The sequence below is a fragment of the Streptomyces avidinii genome, from assembly GCF_014650695.1.
Lineage (GTDB): Bacteria > Actinomycetota > Actinomycetes > Streptomycetales > Streptomycetaceae > Streptomyces > Streptomyces avidinii.
Genome location: NZ_BMVL01000008.1, coordinates 268,363 through 280,859 on the forward strand (window position 1 = coordinate 268,363; position 12,497 = coordinate 280,859).

Consider the following 12,497-nt stretch of genomic DNA (forward strand, 5'->3'; position numbering starts at 1 on the left):
CCCGGACCCCGCGCCTCAAACGCCGGCGAGGCCGGATGTGGCCCCGGCCGGTGGCCGCCCGGCCGGGGCCGGTGCGGGACGGCGGTCCGGGAAGACGCCGTCCCCGTTTCCCCGCCGGGTCAGACGGCCTGGCGGAAGCGGGTCGTGCGGTGGACCGGGTCCGTGTCGATGTGGGGGATCACGTGCTCGCCGATCAGCTTGATCGTCGTCATCGTGTCCTCGGGTGAGACACCGGTCGGCAGACCGAAGGACAGCTGGTCGGCCCCCGCCTGCTCCCAGCGCTTGCACTGGGCGCGCACCTCCGACGGGTCGCCGCAGATCAGCAGTTCCTCCGCGATCAACAGCTCGATGATCTCCGCGTTGTACTCCGGCAGGGTCTCGGGCCACTGCGGGATCGCCTCGGGCCGCGGGAAGGTGTCGTGGTAGCGGAAGACCAGCGACTGGAAGCGGTTCATGTTGGCGTTGACGGCGATCTCGACGGCCTTGTCGTGGGTCTCGGCGCAGATCGCGGTCGAGGTGACCATGACGTTGTCGTTGACGAAGGCGCCGATGGCCTTCGCCTCGCGGATGGCCGTCTTGTACTGGTCGAGGACCCACTCCATGTCGGAGACCTTCTGCACGCTGAAGCCCAGCACGCCGAGGCCCTTCTTCGCCGCCATGGCGTACGAGGACGGGGATCCGGCCGCGTACCACATGGCCGGGTGGGCCTTGCCGTACGGCTTGGGGAAGATCTTCCGCGGCGGCAGGGACCAGTGCTTGCCCTGGAACCCCTCGTATTCCTCCTGGAGGAACATCTTGGGGAACTCCGCGATGGTCTCCTCCCAGATCTCCTTGGTGCCGTTCATGTCCTCGATGCCGGGCAGGAAGCCGAGGATCTCGTGGCTGCCCGCGCCTCGGCCGGTGCCGAACTCGAAGCGGCCCTTGGAGAGGTGGTCGAGCATGGCGACCTTCTCGGCCACCTTGACCGGGTGGTTCACCGGGGCGAGCGGGTTGAAGATCCCGGAGCCGAGGTGGATGCGCTCGGTGGCGTGGGCGAGGTACCCGAGGAACACCTCGTTCGCCGACAGGTGTGAGTACTCCTCCAGGAAGTGGTGCTCGGAGGCCCAGGCGTACTTGAAGCCGGACCTGTCCGCCTGTATGACGTACTCGGTCTCCTCGATCAGCGCCTTGTGCTCTGCCTCGGGGTCGACCTTGGATCGCGCCTCAGGCACGTATCCCTGCACAAAGAGCCCGAATTCCAAGGGGGTTCACCGTCCTTTGGTTTCTGACGTTCCGTCAGATCTGATGTCTCGACTGTTCCATCGCCAGGGTGCGAGCGTCAATACCTGACGCTCCATCAGAGAATGCTGACGCCTGCCATCCAGCCCCCGTCGATCACGAACGGCTGGCCGGTGATGTACGAGGAGTCCTCGCCCGTCAGGAAGAGCGCCAGCTTCGCGATCTCCTCCGGCTGCCCCACGCGCCCCATCGGGACCACCCGCTTGTAGAGCTCCGCCATCGCGTCCCGCGCCTCGTCGGTCAGGTTCGCCGGGTCCAGCAGGCCCGGGTTGGCCATCGGGGTGTCCACGGCGCCCGGGCACATCGCGTTGACCCGGATGCCCTTGCCTGCGAGCTCCAGCGCGGCCACCCGGGTCAGGCCGAGGATCGCCGCCTTGGTGGCGGCGTAGGTGCCGACGTACGCCATGCCCGTGAGGCCCGTGTACGAGGAGGTGTTGACGATCGTGCCGCCGCCGGCCGCCTCGATCTCGGGGGCCACCGTTTTGATGCCGAGGAAGGCGCCCACCTGATTGACCTGGACCACCTGCTGGAACTCCTCCAACGGGGTCGCGGTCAGCTCGTTGAAGCGCAGGATGCCCGCATTGTTGACCAGGCCGTCGATCGGGCCGAAGGTCGCCTTCGCCACGGCGATCGCGGCCGCCCAGTCCTCCTCCCGGCTCACGTCCATCCGTACGTACCGCGCCCGGTCCTCGCCGATGTCCTTGGCCACCGCCGCGCCCTGCTCGTCCAGCACGTCTCCGAGGAGCACCGAGGCGCCCTCGGCGGCGAAGAGCCGGGCCTCCTGCTCGCCCTGACCGCGTGCCGCGCCCGTGATGATGACGACGCGCCCGTCCAGCTTGCCCATGGTCCGTCAGCCCCTAGTCGTTGAGGAGGGGGGCCACCTCGGCCCCGAAAGCGATGATCTGGTCGACGAGTTCGGCGCGGTCGCGGCTGCGGAAGCGGACCTGGATCTGGTCCACGCCGAGCGCCCGGTACTCCCGCAGGGACTCCGCGAGCGCCTCCGCCTTGCCGGTGAGGGTGCGGCGGCCGGTGTCCCAGCCGGGCTCGCCGACGTACAGCGCCTCGGTGATCGCGCCGAACTCGATGGGGTCGGTCACCCCCGCCGCCTCACGGAGCTCCCTGATCCGGGCGATCTGCTGCGGGAGCCGGTCGCGCGGGTCGCCCTGCGGGAGCCAGCCGTCCCCGCGGACCGCCGCGCGGCGCACGGCGGCGGGCGAGGAGCCGCCGACCCAGACGGGGATCCGCTCCTGCGCGGGCCGGGGCAGCTGGCCGAGGTCCTTGAAGGAGAACAGCTCGCCCTCGAACTCGGGATACTCCTCGGGGCCCAGCGCCCGGCGCAGCGCGTCCAGGGTCTCGTCGAGAACGGCCCCGCGGCGCGCGAAGTCCACGCCGAGGATCTCGAACTCCTCCTGCACGTGCCCGGCGCCCACCCCGAGGACCAGCCGGCCGCCGGAGAGGTGGTCGAGGGTGGCGTACTGCTTGGCGCTGATCAGCGGGTGGCGCAGGCCCAGGATCGCGACGTGACTCAGCAGGCGCACGTGCTCGGTGATGCCGGCCAGGAAGGACAGGGTCGCCACCGGGTCGTACCAGACGGTGCTCATGGGTCCGGCGAGCCGTCGCGGGATGGCCACGTGGTCACAGGTGGCCAGGTACCCGAAGCCGGCCCGGTCTGCGGCCCGCGCGATCTCGGCGAGATCGACGGCGGTGGCCGAGGCCTCCCAGGGTTCGGCGTAGAGGGTGCTCTGCGACTGGACCGGGAGCTGCATCCCGTGGACCAGCCGACCTTCCGGAAATACGCGCGCCATGGCGGGCCCGCCTCGCCTTCGTCTGCCGATTCGTCATATCGGTGCCGGGCCATCGTCGTAGCTGACGGATCGTCAGACAAGGGGTGCGACACACCCCGCGCGGAACGGGCCCGATCGGCAGGACGGGCCCCGGCACCGGTTCCGCCCGTTCCCCTCGCGCGATCCGCTCGCTAGGGTGCGCGCGTGGATCTGATGCTCACGCTGGTCAGCGGGATCGCCTGGACGGTCGTGTACGTGGAGGCGATCCGCGTCGGGCTGCGGGACCGGACGTACGCGATGCCCGTCGCCGCCCTCGCGCTCAACTTCGCCTGGGAGAGCACCTACGCGGTCCGCGAGCTCTCGGTCGGCGTCTCCGCGCAGGGCGTGGTCAACGTGGTGTGGGCGGTGGCCGACCTCGCGATCGTCTACACCTACCTGCGCTTCGGGCGGGCCGAGCTGCCGGAGTTCGTCACCCGGCCGCTCTTCGCCACCTGGTCCGTTCTGATCTTCGGTACGGGCTTCGCCGTGCAGTGGCTGTTCCTGGCGCACTTCGGCATGCACGACGCGACCCGGTACTCGGCCTTCCTGCAGAACCTCCTGATGTCCGGGCTGTTCATCGGCCTGTACACCGCCCGGCAGGGCCCGCACGGACAGTCCCTGACCATCGCCGTCGCCAAGTGGCTCGGAACGCTCGCCCCCACCCTGCTCTTCGGGGTGGTCGAGGACGCGCCGTTCATCCTCGGGCTCGGGATCCTGTGCAGCGTCTTCGACCTCGCCTACATCGGACTGCTGCTCCGGCCCCGGTTCGCCCGCGTCAGAAGCCTGCCGGCCCCATCACGATGACCGGCTTCGCCGCCGGGTCGAGGGTCTCCAGGACCTTCTTCATGGCGTCCTTCGGGATGCCGACGCAGCCCTGCGAGGGGCCGTCGTGGTCCACGTGGAGCCAGATGTTGCCGCCCTTGTCCTCGCCGTCCGGCATGACCGGGTCCAGCGGGGACCTGCCGGGCCTGCGGTTGAAGTCGATGGCGACGACGTAGTCGAAGGAGCCCGCCAGGGACTCCCCGTTCACACCGAGACCCGTGGCGACGAAGCCGTTGTCCCGGTCGTACGGGAACCGGGTGCCCGGGGGCTTCGGCAGCAGTCCGCCCGCATCGGTGAGCGCGAACACGCCCTGCGGCGAGGTCAGGTCACCGTACTCGCGTTCGACGGACCAGCCGTTGGCACCGTTGCGGGCGGGCCAGCTCTCGGTCCGCACCCAGTCGGCGCCGGCCGCGGGGCGCGTGTAGAAGGCGGCGGTGGACTCCGAGGAGTCCACCGCCCTCCCGGTGACCAGGATGAGCTGGCGGGACTCCGCCGGGATCCGGGCCCGGGTGTGCTCGCTGACGCCGGTCAGGCCCTGCTCGGCGGCGGCCCGCCGGGCGGCCTCCCGCTGGGCGTCGCGCGCGGCCCGGTCCGCGGCCTGCGGGCGGGCGTCCGCGCGGGCCTGCGGCCGCGCGGCGGCGGCCTTGTCCTGGTCCTGGGCCAGGTACGCCCAGCCGGCCGTGAAGGTCGCCAGGCCCAGGGCGGCGGCGAGGGCCACCCGGCGGGTCCTGCGGATCGGACGGGGCTTGCCGGACGGACGGGAGCGGGCTCGGGCGTGCTTGCTCATTCCTCCGACCGTACATCAGCAGGCCCTCGCAGCCCGGGTGGCTACGACGTGCGCGCCTCGTCGGAACTCGGGAAGCGCACACGGACGGTGAGACCGCCCCCGGGAGCCGGATTGGCCTCGGCGCTCAGCTCCGCCCCGTGCGCCCGTGCGATCGAGGCCACGATCGACAGCCCCAGTCCGGCGCCCTCACCTGCGGTGTGCTGCCGTTCGGCGCGCCTGCGGAACGGCTCCAGGAGCCCCGGCACGTCCGCCGGGTCGATCACCGGGCCGGTGTTCGACACCGTCAGTTCCCCTTGGGTGGAGGTGGACACGGCGATCCTGCCGCCGTCGCGGTTGTGACGGACGGCATTGATCAGCAGGTTCCTCAGCAGGTGCCCGAGCAGGGTCCGGTCGCCCGGCACGGCCAGCGGCGCGAGGGTCCGTACGACGGTCAGGCCCTGCTGCGGGCAGGCCGCCAGCTCGGCCGCCGCGAGCGCCGCCAGGTCCACCGGAGCGGTGGACTCCAGCCCCTGCTCCGAAACGGCGAGCAGCAGCAGGGACTCGATGAGGTGCTCGCTGGAGTCCGCGACCCCGATCAGCCTGTCCCGGATCCGCGCGACCTTCTCCGGCGACGGGTCCCCCGCCAGGCCGATCTCGGCGGCCGCCCGCTGCACGGCCAGCGGGGTGCGCAGCTCGTGCGCCGCGTTCGCCGCGAACCGCCGCTGCGCCGAGACGAGCTGCTCCATCCGGCCCAGCATCGCGTCGAAGGTGTCGGCCAGCTGCTTGAGCTCGCCGGGCGGGGCGTCGAGGGAGATCCGCTCGTCCAGGTTCTCCCCGGACAGGCGGCGCGCGGTCTCCGTGATCACGCCGACCGGGCGCAGCACCCGGCCGGCCATCCACCAGGCGAGCCAGATCGACAGCACGGCGAACACGGCCAGGGCGAGGAGGGAGTACATCAGCAGCCGGTGCCGGGTGGCGTCGGTGACGGCGTCCGAGAGGTTCTGGGTGTAGGCGTAGCTCTTGAGCTGCTCGGGCGTGGGCGTCTGGCCCGGGGGCAGCTTCCGCGCCGGTTCGCAGGGACAGTCCGGGGCGAAGGTCCGGCCGGGGACCGGCCCGGGCGACTGGAGGACGTAGCCCGGGCTGACGGTGCGGACGGCCCCGTTGACGCTCGCGTAGAGGCCCTGGCCGACCAGGAGGTAGACCAGCGCGACCAGGCCGCCGCCCGCGAGGAGCAGCAGCGAGCCGTACAGGGCGGTGAGGCGGCCGCGCTCGGTCCGCAACAGCCCCGTCGACGGGCCGGACCGTGTGGGACGGAGCCGCGTCCCCCGGCGCAGCCGCATCCGACGGAGCCTGATCCGGCGGAGCCGCACCCTGCTCGGCCGCACCCTGCCCAGCCGCATCCGGCGCCCGCTCACCGGGCCGCGATCCGGTAGCCCGCGCCCGGCACGGTCTCGATCAGCGGCGGCTCGCCCAGCTTGGCGCGGAGCTTGCTGAGGGTGACGCGGACGGCGTTGGTGGAGTAGCTGGTGTCCTGCTCCCACACCTGCTCGATCAGGTCGTCGTTGCTCACGACGGCGCCCTCGGCGCGCAGCAGCGCCTCCAGCACCGCGAACTCCTTGCGGGACAGCGCGAGCCGGTGCCCGTCGCGGGTGGCGCTGCGCCGGGCGGTGTCGACGGCGACCCCGGCGCGCTCCAGCACGGGAGGCAGGGCGGGGCGGGCCCGCCGGCCGAGGGCCAGGACGCGGGCGAGCAGCTCGTCGTAGGCGAAGGGCTTGGTGAGGTAGTCGTCGGCGCCGAGGCCGAGGCCCTCGACGCGGTCCCGTACGGTCCCGGACGCGGTCAGCATCAGGACGCGGGTCAGCAGCCGCTCGCGCACCACCTGCCGGCAGACCTCGTCACCGTGCAGGCCGGGCAGGTCGCGGTCCAGGACGAGGACGTCGTACTCGCCCAGGCGCAGCAGTCGCAGGGCCTCCGGGCCGTCGCTCGCCTCGTCGACGGCCAGCGCGTCGCGGCGCAGCCCCTCGGCGATCATCTCCCGGAGGAATTCCTCGTCCTCCACCACCAGTACGCGCATGGCGTCCTCTTTACCCGAGATCGGCATTTCGCCGTTGTAAGCAGGGTGCGAGAGGGAAGCGAAAGGCCCTTTCACCGCAGGCTCGAGGCCATGAAGCGATCCCTGATCATGACCACGGCCGCGGTCGTCACCGGGCTGACCCTGTTCGCCACCGCCTGCGCGAACGACGCGTCCGCGGGGAAGAAGGACTCCTCCGGCGGTTCGAGCGGCACCGGCAGCGGCAGCAGCGGCGGTGACGGCTCGGTGGCCGACAACGCCGTGAAGATGCGCCAGTGCCTGCGCGAGCACGGCATAGACGTGCCCGACCCCGAGCCCGGCCAGGACCCGCGCGGGATGACGCTGGGCGGGGACGCCGACCCGCAGAAGATGCAGGAGGCCATGAAGGCCTGCGGGATGAGCACCGGCGCCGGCAAGGAGCCCACGCAGGAGGAGAAGGACAAGGAGCTGGAGTGGATCCGGTGCATGCGCGAGAACGGGGTCGCCCTCAAGGACCCTGAGTACAACGGCGGCATGAAGAGCGCCACCGAGATCCCCAAGGGCCAGGAGAAGGCCTTCGAGGAGGCCCAGAAGAAGTGCGAAACCGCCCGATGAGGAAGCGGTCCAAGTGGCTGCTGGGCTCGCTGGCCGCCGTACTGGCCGTCTCGGGCGGCGGCTGGGCCGTCATCGATCGGCAGCAGGGCGACACGGACGGGCAGGAGCGGCGCGCGGCCGGCGGGCTGCCGCCGGCCACGGCACCGGTCGAGCGCGGCGACCTCGGCTCCGGCCTCCAGGTGGAGGGCACCCTCGGCTACGCGCAGGAGCGCAAGCTGAACGCGGGCGGGCCCGGGGTGCTGACGTGGGTCGCGGGCGAGGGCTCGGCGGTGGAGCGGGACGGAAAGCTCTACGAGGTCAACGGCAGGCCGGTACGGCTCATGTACGGGTCCACGCCGATGTACCGGCCGCTGAAGGCCGGCGACAAGGGCGAGGACGTCAAACAGCTCAAGCGGAACCTGCAGGCCCTCGGCCACGGCACCGGGCTCGACCCGGAGGACGGGGTCTTCACCGCGGGCACGGCCACGGCGGTCAAGCGGTGGCAGAAGGCGCACAGGGCGGCGGAGACGGGCGAGGTCGGCAAGGAGGACATCGCCTTCGCCTCGGGACCGCAGCGGGTCCGCGGGAACGACGCGGCGGTCGGTGACGAGGTGGGACCGGGCAAACCGGTGCTGACGGTGACGGGCACCGAGCGGATCGTCCGCTTCCAACTGGAGCCGGCCAAGGCGGGCGCGGTGAAGTCCGGCGACCCGGTGACCATGCGGCTGCCGGGAGGCGGCGGCGCCACCGGGAAGATCGACTCGGTGGGCGGCGCGGCGCAGCCCGACGACAAGAACGGCGGCGGCGCGGGAGGCCCCGGTGGCGGAGACAAGAAGGCCGAGGTCGAGGTGATCGTGACCTTCGACAGGCCCGCCGAGGTGAACGCGCCGGACCAGTCCCCGGTGACCGTCGGCCTGACCGGCGAGACCCGCAAGGGCGTGCTCTCCGTACCGGTCAACGCACTGCTCGCGCTCGCGGGCGGCGGCTTCGGCGTCCAGGTCGTGCAGGACGGCCGGGCCCGCGAGGTCCCGGTCGAGCTGGGCATGTTCGGCAACGGCCGGGTCGAGGTGACCGGCGACGCCCTCAAGGAGGGCATGCAGGTGGGGATCCCCAAGCTGTGACGGACATGACGAGAGCTCACCTGACGACGCATCCGACCACGCTTCCGGCGACGCACCCGGCCACCGGTCCGACGGCGCGTCCGGACACGGTCGTGGAGCTGACCGGGGTCACCAAGGAGTACCCGGGCGGGGTCGCGGCCCTGCGCGGGGTCGACCTGACCGTCACCGCCGGGGAACTCCTCGCCATCGTCGGCCCGTCGGGATCCGGCAAGTCCACCCTGCTGCACATCGTCGGCACCCTGGACCGCCCGACGGCGGGCGGCGTACGGATCGCCGGGTACGACATCGCGGCCCTCTCGGACCGTTCACTGTCGGCCCTGCGCTCCCGGCACGTCGGCTTCGTCTTCCAGTCCTTCCACCTCGTGCCCGGCATCAGCGCCCGCGCGAACGTCGCCGAGGGGCTGCTGTACAGCGGCCTCTCGCGGGCCGAGCGGCTGCGCCGGGCCGCGGAGGCGCTGGAGCGGGTGGGCCTCGGGGACCGGATGGACCACCGGCCGCACGAGCTGTCCGGCGGGCAGAAACAGCGCGTGGCGATCGCCCGCGCCGTCGCGGGCGCACCGGACCTGCTGCTGGCCGACGAGCCGACGGGAGCGCTGGACACGGCGTCCGGGGAATCGGTGATGGAGCTGCTGCGCGAGCTGAACCGGGACGGGGCCACCATCGCGGTGATCACCCACGACCAGGAGATCGCGGCGAGCCTGCCGCGGCAGGTGCGGATCCGCGACGGGGAGATCGTCGCGGACCGGAGCCCGGCGGGGGTGGCGTCATGAGCCGCGCGAGGGCTCGTACGCGCACGCAGGTCCGGCGGTTGACGCCGCCGAGGCTGTCCCCGCGGGACGTCCTGCACGTCGGATCGGCGGGCCTGCGCGCCCGCCCGATGCGGGTGTTCCTGTCCGCGCTCGGCATCGCCATCGGCATCGCGACGATGATCGCGGTGGTCGGGATCTCCTCCTCCAGCCAGGCCGAGCTGTTGCGGGAGCTCGACCGACTCGGCACCAACATGCTGGTCGCGAAGCCGGGCGAGGGCATGTTCACCGGGCAGGACACCAGGCTGCCCAAGGACGCGCCCGGCATGATCTCCCGGATAGCGGGGGTCGAGTCGGTCGGCACCACGGGCGACGTGGCCGAGTCCGTACGCCGGTCGGAGAACATCCCGAAGGGGGAGACGGGCGGCATCGTGCTCAAGGCGGCCAAGGACGACCTACTGGGCACCCTGCGCGCCCGGATGGCGAGCGGCACCTGGCTCAACGCCGCCACCGGCCGCTTTCCCTCGGTGGTGCTCGGGGACGTCTCCGCGCGCCGGCTCGGCATCACCGAACCGGGCCAGCAGGTCTTCATCGGCGGCCGGTACTTCACGGTGATCGGCATCCTGGAGCCCGTCCCGCTGGCACCGGAGATCGAACGCTCCGCACTGATCGGCTGGGACGCGGCCGAGCAGCTTCTGGGCTTCAACGGTCACCCGACGGCGGTGTACGAGCGCTCGGCGGACGACCGGGTGGCGGCGGTCCGCACGCTGATCCCCCGGACGGCCAACCCGCAGACCCCGAGCGCGGTGCAGGTCAGCGACCCCTCGGCGGCGCTCCAGGCGAAGGCCGCCACGGAGGGCGCGTTCAGCACGCTGCTGCTGGGCCTCGGCGGGATCGCGCTGCTGGTGGGCGGGGTCGGCGTCGCCAACACCATGATCATCTCGGTGCTGGAGCGGCGCCACGAGATCGGCCTGCGGCGGTCCCTGGGTGGCACCAAGGGCCAGATCCGGATCCAGTTCGTGACGGAGTCCCTGCTGCTGTCCGGCCTCGGCGGCCTGGCGGGCATCGCCCTGGGCGGCGCGGCCACGGCGGTCTACGCCCGCGCGGGCGACCTGCCCTGGGTGGTCCCGCTCTGGGCGGTGACCGGCGGCTTCGCCTCGACCCTGGTGATCGGCACTCTGGCCGGGCTCTACCCGGCGGTGCGCGCGGCCCGGCTGTCCCCGACGCTGGCCCTGGCGGCGGGGTAGGGGACGGGGTCGCGGGACCGGCTCCGGGGGGACGGGCGGGCACAGGGCGGCAAAAGGCCAGGTGCAAGCCCGTCCCCCGGACCCGATCACCGGCGTACATTGAATCGATGAGGCGAACTCCACGTCACGCGGCGCGCGTTGTCATCCTGTCCCCCACCGGATCCGTGTTCCTCTTCCGCGAGGACAACGTGGAGGTGGGCATCCACTGGCTGCCGCCCGGCGGCGGCATCGATCCCGGCGAGAGCCCCGAGGACTGCGTGCGGCGCGAGCTCCGCGAGGAGACCGGCTGGACCGACCTGGAGCCCGAACGGCTGCTCTGCACCTGGGAGCACGACTTCACGTACCAGGGGGTCCCGGTCCGCCAGCACGAACACATCTACGTCACCACGGGCCCGCGCCGCGAGCCGGTCCTGGAGGCCCCGGACATCCACTGGCGGTGGCTCTCCCCGCAGCGCCTGGCCGCCCTGGGCGAACCGGTGTGGCCGCCGCGCCTGCCGGACCTGCTGGCCGACATCCCGGCGCAGCCGGTCCACCTGGGGCTCCTGGCCTAGGTCGTCTCTTCCGGATCTTGTCGGGCCCGCAAGATCCGAAAGAGACGACCTAGGGCTTCTTCGCGGTGGCCTTGGCGTAGAGCGAGGCCGCGTACTCCCCGAGGACCGTGCTGGTCGACACGTCGTCCGTGTCCCCGCCCGTGAGGATGCCGATGATCTTCCCGTCGCGGGCGATCCACGCGCTGCCGCTGGTGCCGCCGGGGAAGTCGGCGCAGTCGAAGCGCTGCTGGGTCGCGCTCTCGCGGACGGCGACGGAGGTGCAGGTACGGGGAACCCCGCGGTCGGCGGGGTAGCCGGTCACGGTCACTTCCTCGCCCGCACGGCCGCTGGTGTCGAGCACGGCCGCACCGGTCACGTCCTCGACGGTGCGGCCCTTGTCGTCCGGGGCGAGGCGGGCGAAGGCGAGGTCGTAGTCGTCGTCCGTCCCCTCGGCCCAGCGGTCGTCCTCGAAGACCTGCTCGATCTTCCATGTGCCGTACGGGGCGACCCCGTTGGCGTAGGCGGGGGCGAAGACGGCGCTGCCGCCGCTCTGGTCCCCCTCGAGCAGACAGTGCCCAGCCGTGATGATCATGTTCCGGCCGGGGCTGCTCACCACGGTGGCCGTGCAGAAGTGGTCACTGTTCAGGCCGTCGGTGAACAAAGCCCCGGTGAAGGCCGCGGGCCCACCGGGCGGCGGCGTGACGGCCGGCGGCAGGGTGCTGCCGGGCGGGGCGGAGAGCTGGGGCTTCGCCGCTTGCGATCGCGACGACGGCCCCGTCGGCGACGCGGTCGGCGCGGCCTTCGCCCGCGCGGACGGCACCGCTTCGGGCGGCGGCACCAGCTTCGCCACGGCGGCGGACGCCCCCAGAGCCGCGACCGCACACAGCACCGCCGTCACGACGGTCCGCTTGTCCACCGGCATGATCATCCTTCCGCTTCACCCTGGCGAAGCATGCCCCGGCGGCGGGGGTGGGTGCAAGAACGCGGACGGCTCCGGGCTCCCCCGTCACACCGTTTCGACCTGCAGGTTGCACACGAATCGCAGGCCGGGGCGGCCGTCCAGGTCGACCCCTCCGACGGGCACGAACCCGGTGCGGGCCAGCACCGCGCGGGAGCCCGCGTTGTCGAGCGTCGTGACCGCCCGCAGCGCGGTCAGCCCGTACTGCGTGACCGCCAGCCCGCACGCCTTCCGTACCGCGGCCGTGGCCAGTCCCCGGCCCGTGGCGCGCTCGGCGATCCGGTAGCCGAGTTCGGCCGAACCGTCGGCCACGTCCACGAGGTTGACCCGGCCCACCACTTCCCCGGCGCCGTCCACGAGCACGTGGAAGAAGCACGCCCCGGTGGCCTGCTCGGCCATCAGCGCGGCGTGCCGCTCGTCGAAGTCGGCGAAATAGCGGTCGCCGCGGTCGGGCACCGCGGCGGCGAAGTAGGCCCGGTTCTCCCGCTCGAACGCGAGCAGGGCCGGGGCGTGGTCGAAGCTCAGCGGCTGGAGTTCGGGCATGGCTCGATGCTAGGCCGTC

14 protein-coding genes are annotated in these 12,497 nt (G+C 72.4%); 6 read left to right on the forward strand and 8 right to left on the reverse strand.

Annotated elements, in window-relative coordinates:
• Positions 1 to 119 precede the first annotated feature (119 nt).
• The 3 genes from IE257_RS22780 to IE257_RS22790 all read right to left on the reverse strand — a co-directional run bounded on the left by IE257_RS22780 (position 120) and on the right by IE257_RS22790 (position 3,083).
• A complete protein-coding gene (locus IE257_RS22780) occupies positions 120 to 1,241 on the reverse strand; it encodes an LLM class flavin-dependent oxidoreductase (protein WP_189971422.1) in 1,122 nt (373 codons plus the stop codon).
• A 95-nt stretch (positions 1,242 to 1,336) separates the two neighbouring features.
• The gene (locus tag IE257_RS22785; RefSeq protein ID WP_189971424.1) at positions 1,337 to 2,122 is read right to left on the reverse strand and encodes an SDR family NAD(P)-dependent oxidoreductase; all 786 of its coding nucleotides are present in this window, start codon (positions 2,120 to 2,122) and stop codon (positions 1,337 to 1,339) included.
• Between the two features lie 13 nt (positions 2,123 to 2,135).
• Positions 2,136 to 3,083, reverse strand: a complete 948-nt coding sequence (locus tag IE257_RS22790) for an LLM class F420-dependent oxidoreductase (RefSeq protein WP_229920591.1) — start codon at positions 3,081 to 3,083, stop codon at positions 2,136 to 2,138.
• A 192-nt stretch (positions 3,084 to 3,275) separates the two neighbouring features.
• Here IE257_RS22790 and IE257_RS22795 point away from each other — a divergent pair, with 192 nt between their 5' ends.
• Positions 3,276 to 3,905 (forward strand): transmembrane-type terpene cyclase, encoded by a 630-nt coding sequence (locus IE257_RS22795; RefSeq protein WP_229920609.1) that lies wholly within the window; start codon positions 3,276 to 3,278, stop codon positions 3,903 to 3,905.
• Here IE257_RS22795 and IE257_RS22800 read toward each other — a convergent pair.
• The 3 genes from IE257_RS22800 to IE257_RS22810 form a co-directional block, all read right to left on the reverse strand.
• A complete protein-coding gene (locus IE257_RS22800; RefSeq protein WP_229920592.1) occupies positions 3,877 to 4,710 on the reverse strand; it encodes a L,D-transpeptidase family protein in 834 nt (277 codons plus the stop codon). The two genes, IE257_RS22795 and IE257_RS22800, sit on opposite strands and share 29 nt — an antisense overlap.
• A 41-nt stretch (positions 4,711 to 4,751) precedes the next feature.
• The gene (locus IE257_RS22805) at positions 4,752 to 6,029 is read right to left on the reverse strand and encodes an ATP-binding protein (RefSeq protein ID WP_229920593.1); all 1,278 of its coding nucleotides are present in this window, start codon (positions 6,027 to 6,029) and stop codon (positions 4,752 to 4,754) included.
• Between the two features lie 71 nt (positions 6,030 to 6,100).
• Positions 6,101 to 6,763 carry a response regulator transcription factor gene (locus IE257_RS22810; protein WP_030390073.1) on the reverse strand — a complete coding sequence of 221 codons (663 nt, stop codon included), beginning with the start codon at positions 6,761 to 6,763 and terminating at the stop codon, positions 6,101 to 6,103.
• Between the two features lie 90 nt (positions 6,764 to 6,853).
• Between IE257_RS22810 and IE257_RS22815 the strand changes: the two genes are divergently transcribed.
• From IE257_RS22815 to IE257_RS22835, 5 genes are all read left to right on the forward strand, one after another.
• Complete coding sequence (locus tag IE257_RS22815; RefSeq protein ID WP_189971428.1) at positions 6,854 to 7,354, forward strand: hypothetical protein; 501 nt, start codon at positions 6,854 to 6,856, stop codon at positions 7,352 to 7,354.
• Positions 7,351 to 8,454, forward strand: a complete 1,104-nt coding sequence (locus IE257_RS22820; protein ID WP_189971430.1) for a peptidoglycan-binding protein — start codon at positions 7,351 to 7,353, stop codon at positions 8,452 to 8,454. Before IE257_RS22815 ends, IE257_RS22820 begins: the two co-directional genes overlap by 4 nt.
• A 5-nt stretch (positions 8,455 to 8,459) precedes the next feature.
• On the forward strand, positions 8,460 to 9,224 hold the full coding sequence (locus IE257_RS22825) for an ABC transporter ATP-binding protein (RefSeq protein ID WP_189971432.1): 765 nt from the start codon (positions 8,460 to 8,462) through the stop codon (positions 9,222 to 9,224).
• Positions 9,221 to 10,447 (forward strand): ABC transporter permease, encoded by a 1,227-nt coding sequence (locus tag IE257_RS22830; protein ID WP_189971434.1) that lies wholly within the window; start codon positions 9,221 to 9,223, stop codon positions 10,445 to 10,447. Before IE257_RS22825 ends, IE257_RS22830 begins: the two co-directional genes overlap by 4 nt.
• A gap of 107 nt (positions 10,448 to 10,554) precedes the next feature.
• On the forward strand, positions 10,555 to 10,998 hold the full coding sequence (locus tag IE257_RS22835; protein WP_189971435.1) for an NUDIX hydrolase: 444 nt from the start codon (positions 10,555 to 10,557) through the stop codon (positions 10,996 to 10,998).
• A gap of 49 nt (positions 10,999 to 11,047) precedes the next feature.
• Here IE257_RS22835 and IE257_RS22840 read toward each other — a convergent pair whose 3' ends face one another.
• Both IE257_RS22840 and IE257_RS22845 read right to left on the reverse strand, forming a co-directional pair.
• On the reverse strand, positions 11,048 to 11,899 hold the full coding sequence (locus IE257_RS22840) for a trypsin-like serine peptidase (RefSeq protein WP_189971438.1): 852 nt from the start codon (positions 11,897 to 11,899) through the stop codon (positions 11,048 to 11,050).
• An 84-nt stretch (positions 11,900 to 11,983) separates the two neighbouring features.
• On the reverse strand, positions 11,984 to 12,478 hold the full coding sequence (locus tag IE257_RS22845) for a GNAT family N-acetyltransferase (RefSeq protein WP_189971439.1): 495 nt from the start codon (positions 12,476 to 12,478) through the stop codon (positions 11,984 to 11,986).
• Positions 12,479 to 12,497: the final 19 nt, after the last annotated feature.